The organism is Streptomyces sp. NBC_01190, from assembly GCF_045039895.1.
Lineage (GTDB): Bacteria > Actinomycetota > Actinomycetes > Streptomycetales > Streptomycetaceae > Actinacidiphila.
On sequence record NZ_CP108580.1, the window covers coordinates 7,362,276 to 7,382,372 of the forward strand.

13 protein-coding genes and 1 pseudogene are annotated in these 20,097 nt (G+C 72.4%); 9 read left to right on the forward strand and 5 right to left on the reverse strand.

The window, feature by feature from the left end:
• Nucleotides 1–391: 391 nt before the first annotated feature.
• The 7 genes from OG519_RS30980 (at nt 392) to OG519_RS31010 (ending at nt 8,288) form a co-directional block, all read left to right on the forward strand.
• A complete protein-coding gene (locus OG519_RS30980; RefSeq protein WP_405590898.1) occupies nt 392–1,363 on the forward strand; it encodes an STM4015 family protein in 972 nt (323 codons plus the stop codon).
• Nucleotides 1,364–1,469: 106 nt separating this feature from the next.
• Nucleotides 1,470–2,615 carry an STM4014 family protein gene (locus tag OG519_RS30985; protein WP_405590901.1) on the forward strand — a complete coding sequence of 382 codons (1,146 nt, stop codon included), beginning with the start codon at nt 1,470–1,472 and terminating at the stop codon, nt 2,613–2,615.
• Between the two features lie 120 nt (nt 2,616–2,735).
• Nucleotides 2,736–3,560, forward strand: coding sequence for an STM4013/SEN3800 family hydrolase (locus OG519_RS30990; protein ID WP_405593127.1), 825 nt, complete (start codon nt 2,736–2,738; stop codon nt 3,558–3,560).
• Nucleotides 3,557–4,939 carry an STM4012 family radical SAM protein gene (locus OG519_RS30995; protein WP_405590904.1) on the forward strand — a complete coding sequence of 461 codons (1,383 nt, stop codon included), beginning with the start codon at nt 3,557–3,559 and terminating at the stop codon, nt 4,937–4,939. Before OG519_RS30990 ends, OG519_RS30995 begins: the two co-directional genes overlap by 4 nt.
• 8 nt (nt 4,940–4,947) lie before the next feature.
• On the forward strand, nt 4,948–5,820 hold the full coding sequence (locus tag OG519_RS31000; RefSeq protein WP_405590906.1) for an STM4011 family radical SAM protein: 873 nt from the start codon (nt 4,948–4,950) through the stop codon (nt 5,818–5,820).
• A gap of 273 nt (nt 5,821–6,093) precedes the next feature.
• Nucleotides 6,094–6,456 carry a hypothetical protein gene (locus OG519_RS31005; protein WP_405590908.1) on the forward strand — a complete coding sequence of 121 codons (363 nt, stop codon included), beginning with the start codon at nt 6,094–6,096 and terminating at the stop codon, nt 6,454–6,456.
• Nucleotides 6,457–6,809: 353 nt separating this feature from the next.
• Nucleotides 6,810–8,288, forward strand: a complete 1,479-nt coding sequence (locus OG519_RS31010) for a SulP family inorganic anion transporter (RefSeq protein ID WP_405590911.1) — start codon at nt 6,810–6,812, stop codon at nt 8,286–8,288.
• Between the two features lie 109 nt (nt 8,289–8,397).
• Here the strand turns inward: OG519_RS31010 and OG519_RS31015 are convergent, their stop codons facing one another.
• The gene (locus tag OG519_RS31015) at nt 8,398–9,264 is read right to left on the reverse strand and encodes a neutral zinc metallopeptidase (RefSeq protein WP_405590913.1); all 867 of its coding nucleotides are present in this window, start codon (nt 9,262–9,264) and stop codon (nt 8,398–8,400) included.
• A 181-nt stretch (nt 9,265–9,445) separates the two neighbouring features.
• On the opposite strand from OG519_RS31015, the gene OG519_RS31020 reads away from it, so the two are divergent.
• Nucleotides 9,446–10,087 carry a hypothetical protein gene (locus tag OG519_RS31020; protein WP_405590916.1) on the forward strand — a complete coding sequence of 214 codons (642 nt, stop codon included), beginning with the start codon at nt 9,446–9,448 and terminating at the stop codon, nt 10,085–10,087.
• Between the two features lie 731 nt (nt 10,088–10,818).
• On the opposite strand, the gene OG519_RS31025 is transcribed toward OG519_RS31020, so the two are convergent.
• Complete coding sequence (locus OG519_RS31025; RefSeq protein ID WP_405590919.1) at nt 10,819–12,801, reverse strand: ice-binding family protein; 1,983 nt, start codon at nt 12,799–12,801, stop codon at nt 10,819–10,821.
• Nucleotides 12,802–13,238: 437 nt separating this feature from the next.
• Between OG519_RS31025 and OG519_RS31030 the strand changes: the two genes are divergently transcribed.
• The gene (locus tag OG519_RS31030) at nt 13,239–14,036 is read left to right on the forward strand and encodes a hypothetical protein (protein WP_405590921.1); all 798 of its coding nucleotides are present in this window, start codon (nt 13,239–13,241) and stop codon (nt 14,034–14,036) included.
• 120 nt (nt 14,037–14,156) lie between these two features.
• On the opposite strand, the gene OG519_RS31035 is transcribed toward OG519_RS31030, so the two are convergent.
• The 3 genes and pseudogenes from OG519_RS31035 to OG519_RS31045 all read right to left on the reverse strand — a co-directional run.
• The gene (locus tag OG519_RS31035; protein WP_405590923.1) at nt 14,157–14,978 is read right to left on the reverse strand and encodes a class I SAM-dependent methyltransferase; all 822 of its coding nucleotides are present in this window, start codon (nt 14,976–14,978) and stop codon (nt 14,157–14,159) included.
• Nucleotides 14,979–15,244: 266 nt separating this feature from the next.
• Nucleotides 15,245–19,279, reverse strand: a complete 4,035-nt coding sequence (locus tag OG519_RS31040) for a glycoside hydrolase family 3 C-terminal domain-containing protein (RefSeq protein ID WP_405590926.1) — start codon at nt 19,277–19,279, stop codon at nt 15,245–15,247.
• Nucleotides 19,280–19,599: 320 nt separating this feature from the next.
• Nucleotides 19,600–20,063: pseudogene (locus OG519_RS31045) on the reverse strand (AraC family transcriptional regulator); the annotation flags it as partial.
• Nucleotides 20,064–20,097 lie beyond the last annotated feature (34 nt).

Genomic DNA, 20,097 nt, shown 5'->3' on the forward strand with positions numbered 1-20,097 from the left:
TCTGGGGATGACGGGCGGGGGCGGTGCCGCGCCCAGGCGGGCTCCACGGGACGAGAATAATCCCTTCGCAAAGGTATGTAAATCCGCAAGGGGTGGCCGGCGCCACCCCGGATGCGATGCCGCCCCGGCGTCCGCGCCCCGCCCACCGCGCCGTCAACCGCTCTCGCAGGCCCTGGTTTTGAACTCCGCCACCGGGACGGTGACCGTGGATTCGTCGCCGTTGCCGGACACGTTGTCGTAGCGGACCGTTCCCGGGGTGAGCCGGTCCGGGTCGCGGCGGTCAGGATTGTCGGTGCTCCTTGGTAGAACTTGCTCATCGGTCGATCATCGTCGGCCGGGCCGGAACTCATAGGCCCCGTGCGGGACTTCGACGTGTCAGGAGCAGGCGGACATGACCATCGGGCATCACCTCCAGGAGCTGGACGGCCTGCCGGCCTACGACTTCCCGCGTGCGGCGACCGGCCAGGGCGAACCGGCCGCGCTGCCGGCGCCCGAGACCGTCGCCTGGCGGGTGTCCGTGGACTCGTACGAGAGCGACGAGAGCTGGCCGGACGCCTTCACCCGCTTCACCGAGACCGTCGACCTCACCCAGGTCCGGGCGCTGATCGTCGGATGCTGGTCCGATCCGTACGAGGAGGCGCCGACGCAGATCGTGGCCGCGCTGCTCGCCGCACGCGACCGGTTGCCCGCGTTGCGCGCGCTGTTCTTCGGGGACATCGTCGTGGAGGAGTGCGAGATCTCCTGGATCGTCCAGGGCGACCTGACGCCACTGCTCGACGGCTTCCCGCGGTTGGAGTCCTTCGCGGTGCGCGGTGCCACCGGCCTGCTCTTCCCCGCCGTGCGGCACGAGCGGCTGCGCTCCCTCACCATCGAGAGCGGCGGCCTCCCGGCCCGGGTCGTCCGCGGCGTCGCCGCGAGCGACTTCCCCGCGCTGGAGTACCTCGACCTGTGGCTGGGCACCGGCGACTACGGCGGCGACGCCCAGGTGGCCGACCTGGAGCCGTTCCTCACCGGCGGCGGGCTGCCCGCGCTGCGTTCGCTGTCCCTGCGCAACAGCGAGATACAGGACGAGATCGCCGCCGCCTTCGCCACCGCCCCCGTCGTCACCCGGCTGGAGACCCTCGACCTGTCCATGGGCGTGCTCACCGACGCCGGGGCGACCGCGCTGCTCGCCGGCCAGCCGCTCACCCACCTCAAGAAGCTCGACCTGCGGCACAACTACCTCACTCCGGCGGTGAAGGACCGGCTCCGGGAAGCCCTCGCCCCCGCCGGCGTGCATCTTGACCTCGACGCCGGAGACGCCGAGGAGGACCGGGAGAGCCAAGAGGGCACCGTCTGGCGCTATGTCGCCGTCGGCGAATAGCGCGACCACCACCGGGCCCGCGCCGGAAAAGCACGAAGAGCCGGAAGAGCCGGAAGCGCGCGAAGAGTCCGAGGAGATCGGGGAGACCCGGGGGAGGGGGAGGCACATGACGCGGTGGACCGCGCGCACCGACGACCGCCACGATCCGCGGCTGGCCGTCGTCGGCAATCCGGAGAATCGGCGGGTGGCGCTGCTCACCGCCGCCGCGGCTGAGGCCGGCCTGCCCGCGCCCAGGATCGTCCCCTGGCTGGCCGTCCTGCGGGACGGCGGCGCCGCCTTCGCCGACGACGAGACCGTGCGGCTCGACTCACCTGGTGAGAACGGCGAGGTCGACCGTCTCCTGCGGGACACCGACGACCCGACACGGGTCGAGGGCAGCGCTGTCTGGTACGCGCGGTTCACCGCGGCCGTGCGCACCCTGCGCGGCGGCGTACGCCTCGATGACCCCGGCGAACTCGCCCTGCTCTTCGACAAGCGCCACTGCCACCGCACCCTGGCCGCGGCCGGCGTGCCGGTACCGGAGTCGCCGACCTCCGGCGACACCGTCCCCGTGCGCGGCTGGGCGGACGTACGGGCCCTGATGCGCGGCCACCGCATGCCCCGTGCCTTCGTCAAGCTCGCCCACGGCTCCTCCGGCTCGGGGGTGTTCGCCGTCGCGACCGGCGGAGGGGGCCGGGTGGTGGCCACCACCTCCGTGGAGTGCGCCGACGGCCGCCTGCACAATTCGCTGCGGGTCCGGCGCTACACCCGGGAGACCGAGATCGCCGCCCTGATCGACGCCTTGGCGCCGGACGGCCTGCACATCGAGCGCTGGCTGCCCAAGGCGTCACTCGACGGACGGACCGCCGACCTGCGGATCGTCGTCATCGCCGGCCGGGCCACCCACGCGGTGGTCCGCACCAGCCGTTCACCACTGACCAACCTTCACCTGGGCGGGGCCCGTGGCGACCTCGCCGACGCCGCCCGGGCCGCCGGACCCCGGTGGACCGAGGCGCTGCGGATCTCCGAAGCCGCGGCGGCCGCCTTCCCCGGCACCCTCTGTGTCGGCGTCGACCTGCTGCCCGCGATCGGCTGGCAGCGCTTCGCGGTCGGCGAGGTGAACGCCTTCGGCGATCTGCTGCCCCGCCTCACCGGCCTGCCCGGCAGCGGCGCCGAGGACCTGGACACCTATCGGGCCCAGCTCACCGCGCTGCGTCGGCCCGCGTCGCACCTACCCAGCCGGCCCTGCCAGCCGTCCCGGCCACACCCATGAGGACCCGCCATGCACCCCGCTGATCCGCCCGAGGCCGTACGGGAGTCATTGCCCGGCGCCCCGGCGACAATTGACATGTGTCAGGACCCGGACCCCGGGGCGCATCCGGACCTGCCCGACATGAACGAGGTGATCGGGCGTGACGACCTGCTGCTGCTCACCCTCGACACCCTGCGCCACGACGTCGCCGCCGAACTCGTCGCCGAGGGGGGCCTGCCCCATCTCGCCCGCCATCTGCCCGGCGGTGCCTGGGAGCGGCGGCACGCGCCCGGCAACTTCACTTACGCCGCCCACCAGGCCATCTTCGCCGGGTTTCTGCCCACACCGGCCCGCCCCGGACCGCACGCCCGGCTCTTCGCCGCCCGGTTCGCCGGCAGCGAGACCACCGAACACCGCACCTACGTCTTCGACACACCCGACCTGCCGTCCGGGCTGGCCGCGGCCGGCTACCACACCGTCTGCATCGGCGGCGTCGGCTTCTTCAACAAACAGGGCGCCCTCGGCGGTGTGCTCCCCGGCCTCTTCCAGGAGAGTCACTGGGAGCCGGAGTTCGGCGTCACCTCCGCTACGTCGTTCGAGGCCCAAGTGGCCCGGGCCGAGCAGATAGTGGCCGCACTGCCGCGGGACCGCCGGCTGTTCCTCTTTGTCAACGTCTCCGCGCTGCACCAGCCCAACTGGTTCCATCTGCCCGGCGCCACGCGGGAGGCGGGGGACACCCGCGCCACCCACCGTGCCGCCCTCGCGTACGTGGACCGGCACATCGGCCGGCTCTTCGAGGCGATGCGCTCCCGCCGCCGCTGCTTCGCGATCGTCTGCTCCGACCACGGCACCGCCTACGGGGAGGACGGCTACACCGGCCACCGCCTCGGCCACCCATCGGTCTGGACCGTGCCGTACGCCCACTTCTTCCTGGACCCAGCCGAGCCATCGGAGCCGTCCGTATGACCGCCCCAGCCGCCCCAGCCGCCCCAGCCGCCCCAGCCGCGCCCGGCGCTCCCGCCACCCCTCTCGTACGGCCGTATCAGTCCTACGTCTACGCCTACCCGCACAAAACCGCCTACCGGCCGCTGACCGCGCGCCCGGCCCTGCGCGAGGTGTGGCGCGATGAACCCAAGGACGCCCTCGCCCTCTACCTGCACATCCCGTTCTGCGAAGTCCGCTGCGGCTTCTGCAACCTCTTCACCCGGATCGGCGCACCCGGCGAGTTGACCACCCGTTACCTCGACGCCCTCGACCGGCAGGCCACCGCCGTGCGTGACGCGCTCGGCGACACGCACCCGGTCCGCTTCACCACCGCCGCCTTCGGCGGTGGCACCCCCACCTTTCTCGACCCCGCCGAACTCGACCGGCTCTGCGACATCGCCGAGCGGCGCATGGGCGCCGATCTGCGGACGATCGCCCTCTCCGTCGAAGCGTCGCCCGCCACCGCGACCGCCGACCGGCTGGCGGTCCTCGCCGACCGCGGTGCCACCCGGCTCAGCCTCGGTGTGCAGAGCTTCGTGGCCGAGGAGGCCCGAGCGGCGGTGCGCCCGCAGCGCCGCGCCGATGTGGAGGCGGCGCTCGCCAGGATCCGCGACACCTCCATACCGGTCCTCAACATCGACCTGATCTACGGCATCGCCGGCCAGACCCCGGCCACTTGGCGCACCTCGCTGGACGCCGCTCTCGAATGGCGGCCGGAGGAGCTCTACCTCTACCCGCTGTACGTCCGCCCGCTCACCGGGCTGGCCGGCCGCACCGCCGATACCGAGCCAGCCTGGGACCGGCAGCGACTCGACCTCTACCGGCAGGGCCGCGACCACCTGTCGGCCCACGGGTACGAGCAGGTGTCGATGCGGATGTTCCGCCGGGCCGGCGCGCCCGCGCAGGGACCGGACGACCACGCCTGCCAGACCGACGGCATGATCGGCCTCGGCTGCGGAGCCCGCTCGTACACCTCCACGCTGCACTACTCCTTCGACTACGCCGTGGACATGCACCGCATCCGTACGATCATCGACGACTACACCATGACGGAGGACTTCACCGTCGCCCGGCACGGCCGCCGTGTCGACACCGGCGAGGCCCGCCGCAGGCACCTGCTCCAATCGCTCCTCCAAGCCGCCGGGCTCCCGGTGGCCGACTACCGCGGCCGCTTCGGCACCGACCCGCACGACGACTTCCCGGCCGAACTCGCCGAGTTCACCGCCCGCGGCTGGCTCGACGAGCACACCACCGGCATCCTGCGCCTGTCGCCCGAGGGACTCGCCCACTCCGACGCCATCGGCCCGGCGCTGTTCTCGCCGGGCGTCCGCGCCGCCATGGCCGCGTACGAGACCAGGTGATCCGGCCGGTGGATCTGACGCTCCTCTACCGCGGTCCGCTGGCGTCCTGCGACTACGACTGCGGCTACTGCCCGTTCGCCAAGCGACGTGACACGCCCGGGCAGCTCAGCGCGGACCGGGCCGCCCTCGACCGCTTCACCCGGTGGGCCGTGGGGCAGCGGGCGGACCGGCTGTCCGTACTCTTCACCCCCTGGGGGGAGGGACTGGTCCGCTCCTGGTACCGCCGCGCGCTGGTGGAGCTCTCCCACCAGCCGCACATCCGCCGGGTCGCCATCCAGACCAACCTCAGCGGTCGCACCGACTGGCTCGCCGCGGCCGACCGGGAATGCGTCGCGCTGTGGTGTACGTACCACCCGGGCCAGACCCGGTACGACCGTTTCCTGACCAGGACCCGGGAACTCACCGACCTCGGCGTCCGCTTCAGCGTCGGGGTGGTCGGCCTGCCCGAACACCTGGACCACGCCCGCCGACTGCGGGCCGACCTCCCCCCACACGTATACCTGTGGGTGAATGCCGCCGAGGGCCGTACTTACACCGACCCCGAGGCGGCCACCTGGACCGCCCTCGATCCGCTCTTCCCCTACAGCCGCAACCCCCACCCGTCGGCCGGCCTGCCCTGCCGCACCGGCGAGTCCGTGCTCTCCGTCGACGGCGACGGCACCGTACGGCGCTGTCACTTCGTCCGCACCGAGTTGGGCAACCTCTACGACGGCTCCTACCGGCGGGACCCGGCCCCTCGACCCTGCCCGCTCGCGGTGTGCGACTGCCATATCGGCTACGTCCACCTGGAATCGCTGCCGCTCTACGACGTGTTCGCCGGCGGCGTGCTGGAGCGGATACCGGCGCGTTTTCCGCATTCGGGGGGCGCGGTGCCCGGCTAGCGGGGCCTTATGCCGCGGTATTTCGGCGCAATCCGCGGAGGTGTTCGAGGAAAACGCCGTTAGGGGTGCATTGTTCGACGGTGAACCTTTTTCCAGGGGAACGTCGAACGCGAGCGGCGCGTCGGCCGTGACGGGGAAGCCGGTGGCTGAAAACCGGGTATAGACCACCGCTTTACCTATGCTTTAACCTGATCCGCAGAGCACTCTTCCCGTGTGCGGTTCGTCCGCGCCGAGTCAGGAGTTCCTCCGGTGGTACGTCGCATCGCAGCACTCATGCTTTCCTTTGTGGTGGCCGTCCTGGTGCAGTTTGGCCATCACCACGTCCGCAACGGGATGGCGGCGACCCTCGAAGACCTTCCGGCGCTGGTCCAGCAGGAGATCCGGTACGGGACCGAAGCGGTGAGGTCCGGACCGTCCGGCCGGCTCGAATCCCGCGACGCCACCGCACTGGTGGCCGGTCGGCTGCCGCAGGCGCGGCGGCCCGTCCTGCCGCAGTCCGCCGGCGCACCCGCACCCGAGCCGGCCCGTTCCTCGGACACCGCCGCGAGCGCGGCCGGCCTGCCGCGGCCCCCGCACGGCGCCGCGACCACCACCCTGAGACCGGACCCCGGCCAGCCGGGACCGCTTCGCTGCTGAGCGGTCGCGGACCGGATGCGCCGGCGGACCCCGTCGGTCACCGTCCGTGCCACCGGCGGAAGTGAACCGGGGCCGGTCTGAACCCGGTTGAACCCGCCGGCCGGTCCGTACGGCAGCCCGGCGCCGCCGCGTGGCCGGATGCCTCAGCAGCCTCGGCATCTTTGCCGCTCTCAGCACCCTCCGCCCCTTCACCCTTCCGTCCCCCTCTGCCCTCTCCGCCCCCTCCGCGCCGTCCCGCCGCCGGGCCGCGAGGCCATGACGTCGTGCCGCCGTGCCCGTCGTGCCGTCATGGCAGCGCGCCGCCGGCCGACACCGGCGCGAGCCCCCGGCCTTCCCTCCACCCGAGGACCACCATGAATCCGCACCTCAAGCGCTTACTCGCACCCCTGAGCACCGACCTGACCGCCTCGCTCGTCGTCTTCCTCGTCGCCCTTCCGCTGTGCGTGGGCGTCGCGGTCGCCTCCGGGGTGCCCGCCGAACTCGGCCTGGTCACCGGAATCGTCGGCGGCCTGGTCACCGGACTGCTGCCGGGCAGCAGCCTCCAGGTGTCAGGACCGGCGGCCGGACTGACCGTGCTGGTCTACGACGCCGTCCACGAGTTCGGACTCCCCGCCCTGGGCGTCATCGTCCTGGTCACCGGGTTGCTCCAACTCGCCCTCGGCGCCGCCCGGCTCGGCCGGTGGTTCCGCGCGATCTCGCTCTCCGTCGTGCAGGGCATGCTGGCCGGCATCGGCCTGGTGCTGATCGCGGGCCAGCTCTACGCGCTCGCCGACGCCGGTGCGCCCCGCTCCGGCACCGAGAAGGTCGCCGGTCTGGGCGATCTGGCCGCCGACACCGCAACCTCGTCAACCGGCCTGACCGCCATGGCGATCGGTGTGTCGACCGTGCTGATCCTGGCGCTGTGGCGGTATCTGCCGGCCCGCGTCCGGACCGTCGTGCCGGGCCCGCTGGCCGCGGTCGGCGCGAGCGCCGCGGCGACCGCGGTGTTCGCGCTGCCCATCAACCGGGTCGAGATCGGCGGACTGCTCACGGCCGTCTCGGCCCCGCATGTGACCGACTTCTCCCGGCTGGCGGAACCCGCCCTGCTGGTCGCCGTCGTCGCCTTCACCCTGATCGCCTCGGCCGAGTCCCTGTTCAGCGCCGCGGCCGTGGACCGGCTGCACAGCGGCCCCCGTACCGACTACGACAAGGAGCTGATGGCCCAGGGCGCGGGCAACACGGTGTGCGGCCTGCTCGGCGCCCTGCCGATGACGGCGGTGATCGTCCGCAGCGCCGCCAATGTGCAGGCCGGGGCGCGGACCAAGGCGTCCCGGGTACTGCACGGGGTGTGGCTGCTGCTCTTCGCCGCAATGATCCCGGCGGCCCTCGGCGTGATCCCGACCGCCGCGCTCGCCGGTGTGCTCGTCCACGCGGGCTGGAAGCTGCTGCCGCTGCGCGAGGTACGCACGCTGTGGCGGGAGCGGCGCGGCGAGAGCGTCGTGCTGACCGTCACCGCGGTGGCCATCCTCGTCACCAACATGTTCGAGGGGGTTCTGCTCGGCCTGCTGCTGTCGGTGGTGAAGACCGCCTGGGACACCTCGCACGTCCACATCGAGACCACCGACCCCGGCCCGCTCGCGCCGCTCATGGTCCGGATACGGGGCAACGCCACCTTCCTCCGGCTGCCGTCGATCCTGGACGCCCTCGACCGGCTGCCGCCCGGCCGCAGCGTCCACCTGGACCTGTCCGGCATCCGGCACCTGGACCACGCCTGCGCGCAGGCCCTTCAGAGCTGGGTCGACCAGCACAACACCGCCGGCGTCCGGACGGAGCGCCGGATTCTGCGGGCTTGATCGAGGGTGCCGCCTGCTGCCGGCCGCCGGGCCGTCTCGCCGCCCGGCCTCGGGGCGGTCGTCCGCTTCGGGGTACGCCGGCGGGCCCGCGCCCGCGCGCCCGCGTGCCTCAGCCGAAGGTGTCGCAGGCGGCGGGCCGGCCGCTGCGGTAGCCCGTGGTGAACCACTGGTCGCGTTGGGCGGCGGAGCCGTGGGTCCAGGAGTCGGGGTCGACGCGGCCCTGGGCCCGCTGCTGGATGCGGTCGTCGCCGACGGCGGCCGCCGCGTTCAGGGCGTCGGAGATGTCGGCCGGGGTGAGCTTGTCGATCAGGGGGCGGCCGGTGCTGCGGTCGGGGGTCGACGCGGCGTGGTTCGCCCACACCCCGGCGTAACAGTCCGCCTGGAGTTCGAGTTTGACCGAGGCGCTGTCGGCGCCCTGCTGGTCACCGCCGACCTTGTCCATGGTGCCGAGGAGATCCTGGACGTGATGGCCGTACTCGTGGGCGACGACGTACGCCTCGGCGAACGGGCCGCCCTTGGCGCCGAAACGGGAGGTGAGTTCGTCGAAGAAGCCGAGGTCGAGGTAGACCTCCTTGTCGCCGGGGCAGTAGAAGGGCCCCACGTCGGTGGTCGCCGGCCCGCACGCGCTCTGCGTCTGCCCCGTGAACAGCGCGGTCCTGGCCGGGGAGTAGTCCCGGCCCTGCCCGGCGAACTCCGAACTCCAGAAGTCCTGGACGCTGTTGACGACCCCGACAACCCGGCAGTCGGTACGCGCGTCCGCGTCGGCGCCCGACCGGCAGTCCTGTCGCACGCTGCCGGTCGCCGCGGGCGCCCCACCTCCGCTGGTGCCGCCGCCGGGGCTGAAGCCGAAGAAGAGCGCCACCAGCAGCCCGACCACGCCCAGCGCGCCGCCGCCGACGGCCAGGCCCCCGCCGCTGACGCCCCGCCGGTCGTCCACCTGCGACGTGTCGAGGCCCGCCTGATCGTCGAAGTCCATCGCCCGCCCCTTCATCCCGAACCTGTCAGCCAGCGCATGCCCGCTCCCGCCCCGTCCATGACCGGCCACCGCCGGCCGGCCGGATTCGGGTCCGGGTCGAGCGGCACGTTAGGGTTCCGTGGATCTGGGCTCGCGCGGGGGTGTTGGGATCGTGTCTCGGTGGGGGAGACCGCGGTGGGGCGTGACCGCTCTGGCGGTGGTGCTGTTCGCGGCGGCGGCCGGGGGTGTCGCCTGGTGGCGGGTACGGAGTGCCGGCGAGCGGCCGGTCCGGCTGACCCAGGTGTGGGCCGTCCCGCAGGATCTCCACGGTGAGTACGACCGTGTGCTCGCGGTCTGGTCCACTCCCCAATGGCTGGTGAGGGTGACCGACATGGGGTTCTTCGCCTACAACTGGTCGGACGGCAGGACGGCGTGGAGCGTTCCCGAGCAATATTTCGACGCCGCCTCGGGGAAGATCTCCGCCGCGGGCATCGGCACCGTCCATGTGGAGGAGACCGGCCCCGACGGCAACACCGGTTTTGACGCGCTGCACGGCAGGGACGCTCCGCCCGGCCCTGGTGGCGGCGTACGCGCTGTGCGGGACCCGAACGTTCCGCGGCCGCAGACACCCCGCCGGCGCAAGGGCTTCACCGCCGACCACCAGCGGTTGGTCGAGGTCGTCGCGCAGGACCCGGACACCGGCGAGGACATCGGGCATTTCGCCGTTCCGGCCGCCGAGCTCGGAGACCACCGTGAGTTCGTCATCCGGGGGCCGAACGGTTTGATCGTCACCGTTCCGCTCACCAATAATTACGGCTACCCCGTGGCATTCCGTAAGAGCTGAGCACCTGTCGGTTGGCCGCGCCCGCGGGGGGCGGGGCGCTCGCCGCCGCTGCCCGCGCGCGCTGGTGGCACCTGGCCAGAGCGGTGTGGCGGCGCCCGAAGCCGCCACGCACCCGGCCTGTTGGGAGGCGATCGCCTCCCGGCCCGCGTCGGGGAGGTCGGCGGCCCGCCGGTAGGGCGAGTTTGAGAAGTCCCCCAGCTGCGTTGTCGGGGTCGGCTTGGTCGTGACAGTAGGCCCGCTACGAGGATGACCTCCCCCGGCTACCGCCGGGGGTGCCCCCGGACGGAGTCTGGGGGAGAGCACCAGACGCCGTGAGCCCCGTCCTGCGGGCGGACGAGGCTACTTCGAAAACACGCCCCAGGCCGCGATGGCAGTGGCTCAGTCCTCGGGGTCGTGCTCCACCGCGAGAGCCCGGGTCAGGTCGGCCACCGTCGTGGCGTGGCGGCCGGCCCCGAAGTGCGGGACCGCGCGGGCGGCCGGCGCCGCCGAGCGGGACACGTCGGTTTTCCGGCGGTATCCGGGCGGCGTCGTACGCCCGGCGGCCTTGGGGCCGTTCCCGGCGCGCCGGGGCGCCGGCGGGGATGGGTGCGGAACACCGGTGGTGCGCCGTCCGTCGACGACTGAGCCCCGGGAAGATGTCCCGGGGCCCAGACCGTGGCGGTGGCGCAGGGCATGCCGCCCGCGCGGGGCGGACTCAGCTTGCCCGTCGACTGGCCGGTGAGATCAGGTGCTCACCGGGCCTGGAGGTTCCGGTACTCGGGTGGCTGGTCGCCATAGGCCGGCTGGTGTCCGGTCTGCTCGCCCCCGTAACCCGGCTTCGGCTCGGGCTTCTCCTGCTGACCGTACGCCGGCTTCGGGTGCGGCCTGGGCTTGGGTTTCCGGTGCTCGCCGTGACCGGGCTTGGGCTTCGGCTTGTGGCCGCCGTGCCCGCCCTTGGCGCCCGCGGGTCCGGTCGGCCCCGTCGGACCGGCGGGACCTGTCGCACCGGTCGCACCCGTCGGACCCGCGGCGCCGGGCGTACCGGGTGCACCCGTAGCGCCGGTCGGCCCGGCGGGACCCGCAGGCCCGGTTTCCCCCGGCGTCCCAGCCGCGCCCGCCGGACCGGTGGCGCCGGTCGTGCCTGGCGTACCGCTCGGCCCCGTTGGACCGGTCGCGCCTGTGGTGCCGGGTGCGCCGGCGGGCCCTGATGGTCCTGCGGGACCTGTGGTCCCGGGCGTACCTGGAGCGCCGGTTGCGCCGGGTGTCCCGGCGGCGCCCGTCGGTCCTGCGGGACCCGTGGCCCCGGGGGCGCCGGGCACACCAGGTGTGCCATCAGCCCCGGTTGGGCCGGTGGAACCAGTCGCGCCCGGCGTGCCTGCTGCTCCCGCCGGACCCGTGGCTCCTGTGGTGCCGGGCGTACCGGCGGGCCCTGTCGGCCCCGCGGGACCTGTGGTGCCGGGCGTCCCGGGAGCGCCGGTCGGACCCGTCGCGCCGGTTGGCCCCGCGGGTCCCGTGGCCCCGGTGGCGCCGGTCGTGCCTGGCGTACCGCTCGCCCCCGCCGGACCGGTCGCGCCCGGTGTACCGGCGGGACCCGTTGGCCCTGCGGGACCTGTGTCGCCGGGCGTACCCGCCGCACCTGCCGCGCCCGGTGTACCGGCCGCTCCCGTCGGACCGGTGGCGCCTGTGGCGCCTGGTGTGCCGGCGGGCCCTGTGACCCCCGGCGTACCTGCCGCGCCTGCCGCGCCCGTTGGACCGGTCGCGCCCGTGGTGCCTGGTGTGCCGGCCGGACCTGTGGGCCCCGCGGGACCCGTGTCACCCGTCGCGCCCGGCGTGCCTGCCGCTCCCGCCGGGCCCGTGGCTCCTGTGGTGCCCGTCGCTCCCGTGGGCCCGGTCGCGCCGACCGCACCGGTCGCCCCCGTTGCCCCGGTCGCGCCGGCCGGCCCCGTCGCCCCCGTCGCCCCCGTCGGGCCCGCCGGGCCGGTCAGGCAGACCGCCCTGGTGATCACGTTGTCGTCCAGGTTGACCGCCCCGGTGTTGGCCAGTGCGCGGCCCTCGATCGCGCTGTTGGTGTTCACCGTGACGGTCGTCAGCGCCAGGATGTTGCCCTTGAAGAACGAGTTGGTGTCGATTGTCGCGGAGCTGCCGACCTGCCAGAAGACGTTGCAGGCCTGCGCTCCGTTGATGAGGTTGACGTTGCTGGCCGTACCCGCCGACAGGGTCGAGCCGATCTGGAAGATGAAGACGGCGTTGGGATCCCCCTGGCCGTCAAGCGTGACGGTGCCCGTGATGCTCAGCGACGAGGACGCGTTGTAGACGCCGGGGCCCAGGGTCTGCCCGCCGATGTCTCCCGGAGAGGTGAGGCTCGCTGTGGGGGGCCGGCCGGCCGCGTCGTTGTAGGCGGTGGTGAGGTCCGACTTCGCCTGGGCCGCGGGCAGGTCCGCCAGGTGCTGCACCCCGTTGACGATCCCCGGGGGGAAGCCGGTCACCGTCGCGCCAGGACTGACCCCCAGGTCGCCGTTGATGACCGAGGGGCCGGTGTTGGTGACCGACGAACCGGCGAGGATCGCGTAACTGATCGCGGTCCCCAGCGGCACCGGCGCTTCCGCCGCTTCCGCGGGACTCGAGAAGGTGGTGAGGGTTGCCAGCACCGCCAGTCCCGGCAGCAGGAGAGCGGCCGATCTGAGTCGGCAGCCGCATCCCCCGCCGGGGGCGGATCGGGTGGCTTTCGATGCCATAGGAACGGGACCTCTTTCGTCGTCGGGCTCGCTCGTCCAGCGGGAGATCGGTCGGGGGCCTGGGAGATCCTTCGGCGGATATGTGACGTACCATCACCCGCTAGCTGAAAAGTAGTCACCAGCGGTAAATATGGATATATTATTATGGGCTATTCGATTACGGCTCGCGGACTTCTTCACCCTTCCGGTCGCGATCCCGTCGCGATCCCGTCGCGAACCGGCTGCCCGGCGCGACGACCGAGGCATTTCTGGAGCTGCTCAGGGAGCGGAACCCGGCGCCCCGCGAGCTGACCGCCCGATGACCTCGTCCACGCCGGTCATCGCGATCGCGCCGCGGTCGGGGGGTGGTCGGCGGAGCCGCGCCGCCCTGATGGAGGCAGCGGCTGCTTTCCGGGGGCTGGGGCAACCATCGGATGGCGCCGCAGGTCGTAGCCGGTATGGATGGTCATCGCGGTGGTGGTGTCAGGGCCGGTGGCGTTGTCGGTGTCGCGCTGGCCGTGGTGCTCGGCGCTGGGATGGTGCCCGCGTGGGGCGCCGTGCGGCAGGCGGGGGCGCCGGCGGACTGCGATCCGGCCGCGCCCGCTCCGCTCGCGATCACCACCGCGGCGTTCGCGTACGAGCCCGACGAGGACGGCGCCTACTACCAGCACGTGGCCGCAGGGGACGGCTGGCACACCTACACGGTCACCGTGGCGAACAACGGCTCCCACCCGCTGCGGAACATCGAGCTGAGCGGCGGCTCCTGGCAGGAACTGCACGACCCCATGGATCCGGTGAACAACCCCGCGCACCTGTCCTACCAGGCGCGGACCCGGGGCGGTTGGCGGACGTTGCCGAACAGCGTGCAGGGAACTCCGCGGGCGGGGGTCTTCCCGGGGGCCGTCACCACGATCGCCGAGCTGCCGCCAGGCGGGGCGCAGCACCTACGTTTCCGCTACCGGGTGCTGGCGCACACCCCCGACGAGGACGTCTACAACGGCGTCCTCGCCGTCTACGCGGACTACGCCGTGCCCACGGGGCCAGGCAAGGGCCCCTTTCCCTGCCGGGAGCGGCAGACCGCCGCCTGGGGCTTCAAGGTCGACGGGTACGCCTCCCCCGACCCGGCGCGGCTCCCGGGCACCTGGCGCCACCGGGTCTCCCTCGCTCTCGGCGGCGCCGCGGCGCTCGTACTGCTGCTCGCCACCGGTGCGTGGGCGCTCGCGTGGCGGCGTCGCGTGCGTCGGCGTAGGAGCTGACAGGGCCTTCGCGGATCCCGTCCGACGGGGCGGCTACAAGCTGGGTGCCGAGTGGGTGCCCGGGGTGGGCGCGGGGATCTTCGGGGTGGGGTGGTGGATTCGATCGAACCGAGCCCCGCCTCAGTCGCTCGGTAGTGGCGGGGCGGGCGGGGTGGCGGATCGGGTGGCGCGCCAGCACAGGGAGCGGAAGGGGAGGTCGAACTCCTCGTCGGGAGCGAGTCCGTGCTGCTCGCGGAGCGTCTGCTCGGCGCCGGCCAGGAGCTGCCGGCGTTCCTCGGCGGGCAGCATGATGACGTGGCTGTAGGTGCCGAGCAGCGCGGCGGCGTCGGCCGGGGTGCTGCGGCGGGTGCAGGCCACCGCGTGTTCCTCGGGCTCGCCGAAGGGCGCACCGGGAACGCGCAGGTCCTCCCGCAGCCGCGCGCCCCGCGAGGTATGGCGCCGGGCGGGGTCCTCCCTCGCGGCGGCGCGGTCGGGCCGGAGCTGGGAGAACCACCGCGCCACCCACGGCACCGTGGTGTCCAGGCTGTTCCAGACCACGCTGAGCCGGCCGCCGGGGCGCAGTACCCGGGCGATCTCGGGGACGGCCCGCGCCGGGTCGAACCAGTGCCAGGCGGAGGCGACGACCACCGCGTCGAAGTGGCCGTCCGGCAGCGGCAGGGCCTCCGCGGTGCCATTCAGCACGGTGGCGCCGGGGGAGCGGGCGAGGAGGGTGGCCCGCATCCGGTCGTCGGGTTCCACCGCGGTCACCTCGGGCACCCGTTCGGTGAGCAGCGCGGTGAGGGTGCCCGCGCCGGCCGCCAGGTCGAGCACCCGGCGGCAGCCGTCCGGCACCAGCCAGTCCACCGCCGCCTCGCACGGCGCCGGGCGCAGTCGCGCGTACTCCGCCGCGACGTTGCCGAACACCCGGGCCCGGCCGTCCCGTTCGATGTCTGGATCAGCCATTCCGTGGTCTCCTGTGGCGTGGGACGGGGATGAGGTGCCGCACCCCAGACCCTAGGAGAACCGGCCGAGCCCGCGGCGCCCGGGCTGCCGCCGGGCGTGGCGCGGGTGCTCGACGTCTGCTCCTTCGCCCGCCTCTTCGCCCGCCCCGTCAATTGACGCCTGTTCCGCACGAGACCGCGGCCGCCCGCGCTGTGCCGACGGCGGCGACGAGGTCCCCCGTGATCCCCGTGACCTCCGGAATCCGCGTGCGGCGGCGGACGACGCGGCTACGACCCGCTGCTCGCCGGCATCAGCTGGGCCATGTTGAAGCCGGCGACATCCTTGCTCGAACCGATGCCCTCGCCCCACTGCGTGTAGCCCTTGCGGACCCCGTTGTCCTTGTCGTTGACGTCGAGCGAGAAGGAGAACACGTTGTTCGCCGCGGGCTGGACCGAGGTGAGGTCGCTCCACGGCACCGCCAGCTCGTACAGGGTGGTGTGCGTCGAGTCGTCCCTGGTCACATGGACGGTCGCGTTCGTGACCTGCCCGCTGCCCTCGGTCGGCGCGATCCAGCGGTACAGCTGTTCGCCGACCGAGGTGAGCGACGCCCCGTACTCGTAGTGGCCGTTGACCGACGCGGTGCTTTCCGTGGCCGACGAACCCGGCACGCCCGACGTGGCCGCGAACTGCAAGCAGTCGCCCTGCCAGATGTCGGCCCCGGTGGCCGGCTCGGAGAGGACGTCATCGGTGAGGTCGGCCGTGAGATAGAGGTTGCTGGCGTCCCAGTCGAGCCACACCTTGCCCGACAGATCGGACGGGCCGCCGTACGGCTGCGAGGCGTCCAGCGACTGCCAGTCGCCGTCCGCGGCCAGGTCCACCGACGGGCCGTCCTGGACCTGGGAGAGCGTCCACGACGTGCCGAGGCTCTTGTTGACCACGGGCAGGAAGGTGACATGCCCGGAGAAGGACTCCGAGGAGAGATCGCCGGAGATGACACTGCTCACCCTGACGGGATAGACCGTGGCGAAGCTGACACCCGTCACCGGCACATCCACGGTGGCCGACGCCTGGGGGGCGATGGTCACGCTCACCGGCTGGGTGCCCGACGCGCTGCCGAGCTTCCACTTGACGGCCGTGACCGTGGTGGGGGTGTCCGACGGGTTGTTCACGACCACCTGGAGCGAGGCCGTCGGCGGGCTCATCGCGGTGATCACCGGGGTGACCTGTTCCGGGGTGGCACCCGAGGTCACGGTGAGCGCGCTGACCGCGGCTTCCGTGTACGTACCCGCGCCGCCGGTGAACATTGCCGTCGCGTCCAGCTCCGCCTTGGTCCCGGGACTGGCGGTGCCCGGAATCGTGACGCGCCAGGTGGCCGTCACGGTCCGGCCGGGCGCGACACGGGACAGCGAGACCGGTGAGGTCGCCGTCGCCGTCCAGCCGCTCGGCGGGTTCAGGCGCATCGACAGGCCGTGGACGGTCTGCCCACCGGTGTTGGTGAACATCGATGTCGCGGTGATGGTGGTGTTGGCCTTGACGATGCCGGCCGCCCGCAGACCGAACGGCTCGCGCACCACGATCGGGGCGGTGCTGGTCACGCCGCCCACGGTTACCTCGATCGTCGCGGCGCCGGGTGCCCGCATGGTGACCACGCCGGTGCGGCTGACCGTGGCGACCCGTGGGTCGCTGGTGCGGTAGCCGACGTGGGCGTGGGACAGGTCGACGAACGACTGGTCGTCGGCCGCCGCTTCGACGATGTGGTCCGCACTGGCGTGCGGCTGCTCCAGCGCGGAGTCGGTGTCCGGCGCGATCCACGGGTTGGTGGCGGTGAGGTCCAGGGTGTCGCCGGGCTTGAAGTCCACCTGGTCGGGCTGGACGGTGACCGATCGCACCCGCGGTGTGATGGCGCCCCGCACCCGCACCGTGCCGGAGCCGGCCACGGTGGCGGAGTCGGGTCCGACGCGGAACTGGTAGGCCCCGTTGCGGACGACCTGCTTCAGGGCGCTCTCGTCCCACTGGCTGAGGTCGGCGACCTTGACGGACAGGGTGACGTGCTGGGTGTGCCCCGGCGCGAGCACCGCCGTCTTCCGGAAGCCGGCCAGCTTCTCCTTCGGCAACTCCGCACCCGGCACGGTGAACTCCGGCGCCGCGTAGAGCTGGGCGACGGTCGCACCGGCGACCGTACCGGTGTTGGTGACGTCGAAACCGACCCGCACCGTGCCGTCGGCGGTGACCGCACCAGGACCGACCGTGATGTGGGAGTACCCGAAGTGAGCGTAGGACAGGCCGTATCCGAACGGGTAGGTCGGCTTGCCGGTGAAGTAGGTGTACGTGCGGCCGAGGCCGCCGGTCTCGGACGGGGTGAGCCCGTAGTCGTCCATCGCGGGGAGCTGGGAGTCGTCGGCGTACCAGGTGAAGTCGAGGTGCCCCGACGGGTTCTGCCGGCCGAACAGCACCTGGGCGAGCGCGGCGCCCTGGCTTTCGCCGTTGTAGCCGCTGAACACGATCGCCGGGAAGTCCTGCTGGGCGGCCTTGATGTCGTAGGGTCCGTCGGCCTGCATGACCAGCGCGGTACGGGGGTTGCCGAGGGCGGCGACCTGGCTGATCAGTGAGTCGTAGTTGCCGGGCAGCGCCACCGTCGACCGGTCGGTGCCCTCGTCGGCCACGCCGAGGTCCGAGCCGACGACCACGATCACCAGGTCAGCCGCCTTGACCGCGCTCTGTGTCGCGGCCGAGCACGCGGCGGGCGTGGTGGCGGTGGTCGAGGTACCGCAGGCGTCGAAGGTGACCGTCGCCGACGGGTTGGCCGCCTTGACCGCCGCGGTGATCCCCTGCACGGCGTCGACCTGGAGCGTCGGCTTGCCCGAGTAGCCGCCGAGCGTGGTCGTGTTCGCCAGATTGCCGAGGATGACGATGTTGTTCAGCTTGGCGGGGTTCGCCGGCAGCAGCGGGGACGAGGCGCCCGGGACCTTGTTGTTCCGCAACAGCACCAGGTCCTGCGCCGCGACCTTCTCGGCCAGCGCCTGGTGGGCGGGCGACTCGATCTGCGCCTTGGTGATCCTGGTGTATGCGACCTTGCCCGCCGGGTCGAACTCGCCGGTCCGCATCCGGACCGTGAACAGCTTCGTCAGCGCGCTGTCGATCACCCCGGGCGACAACAGGCCGAGCGAGATGGCCGCGTCGATGTTCTGCGTGGTCAGCTCCCCGCCGGCGCAGTTCAGTTGGGTGCCGGCCCGCAGCGCGAACGCCTGCCCGCCGGCCGCCGCGGGCACCTGTCGGCCGGTGGTGGTGTTCGTCCACGTCGTGCCGTTGGTGGTCCACCCCGGCGGCGCCCAGTTGTGGCCGCCGGAGGAGTAGACGTCGCCGATCGCACCGCAGTCCGAGGTGGTGTATCCGCCGAATCCGTACGTCACCTGGAGCAGTTGGTTCACCGTGTAGGTGTCGGCGGGCGCCGGGGTGCCGTTCACCGCGTTGTAGGACGTCATCACACCGGACACATGTGCGTTCTCCACCAGGCTGACGAACTGCTTGGTGTAGAAGTCCCTGATGTTCGCGTCGGTGGTGTTCGCGCTCTGGGTGTGCCGGCTGTTCTCGTCGTTGTTCAGCGCGTAGTGCTTGGCGGTCGCCGCGACCTTCAGATACGGGGTCCGCGGCCGGCCGGTGATCGTCTGTCCCTGATACCCGTCGACGAACGCGTCGGCCATCGTGGACGCCAGGTAGGTGTCCTCGCCGAAGGACTCGTTGGTCCGCCCCCAGCGCGGATCGCGGTCCATGTTGACCGTCGGCGCCCAGAAGGTGAGATCGCCGTAGTCCGACGCGGACGGGCCGAGGTTGTTCTGGCCCGTTCCCCACAGCGACTTGTCGAGGAAGCCGCGCACCTCGTCCGAGATCGCCGTGGTCTCCTGGTACGTCAGCTCCGGGTCCCAGGACATCGTGGACGCGAAGTTCACCGGGAAGCTGGTCGCCGTCACGTCGAGTTCGCCCTGGCTGCCCGCCGCGGTGTCGGCACCGAGCCGGTTGATGCCGTGCTGGCCCTCGCTCCAGTACGTGTACTGCTGGACCCCGAGCCGCGGGATGGCGGGCGCGCTGTTGGTCTGTAGTTGCGCCGTCTTCTCGGCGAGCGTCATCCGCGACACCAGGTCGGCCGCCCGCTCGGCGAACGAGTAGTGCGTGTTCAGGTAGACCGGCTGCGTCGAGGCGGCGGCGGCGCGCACCGCTCCGTGCGCGTCAGCCCGCGCCACCGCCGGCACCCCGGTGACCACGCTCACCGCCACGGCCGCGGCCAGCACCCGTCCGGCCACTGATGTGCGTCTTCCGGAGCGCATAGGTGTCTCCCTCGCGTACCAAGCACCGCGCACCGCGGCGGCTCACCGGACTGATGGCAACTCGCGCACCCACTGTTTAGCTTGCTATGAGCGAAAGTCAAGACTCATGCCGGAGGCTTCCGTAGGCCCGAACAAAGCGTCAGAAAGGCTCGCTGGCTGCGCAGTTGGGCGATATGACCCGGTCGGACCGGCTCTCCGGTGACGGGCTCAATATGACTAAACGCGGACGTCGGCCATGACTGGTGATACCGCGGTGGGCAGTTGTGACGGACTTCGTCGTAAGTGGCCGCGCGTGCCGCGCGGTTGAGGGGAAGTCCTGGTCAGCCGAAGGTACGGCGGTAGGCGTGGGGGCTGACGCCGATGGTTTTCTTGAAGCGGTCGCGGAAAGCGGTGGGGGAGCCGAAGCCGACCTGGGCGCCGACGCGTTCGACGGAGTGGCGGGTGGTTTTCAGCAGGTGCTGGGCCTGGCGGATATTGGCGCGGTGGAGCCACTGGAGCGGGGTGGTGCCGGTCTGTTCGCGGAACCGGCGCATCAGGGTACGGGTACTGGTGCCGGCGTGGCGGCGATGTCAGCGAGGGTGAGATCGCGGCCCAGGTTGGCCTGCAACCAGGTGAGCAGCCGCTCGAAGGTCGCGCCGTGCGGGGTGGGCGGGTAGTCGTGGACGATGATCGTGTCGGCTCCCCTGAGCCCGTCCAGCCCCCAGGGCGCGCGCAGCGTGAAGGAACCCGCGTCGACCTCCGGCCGCTCGGCGCAGACGCGGATCCGGTAGCCCGGGCGTCCGTCCGCGTCCTCGGCAGCGGCTGGCTGATCGCCTCGA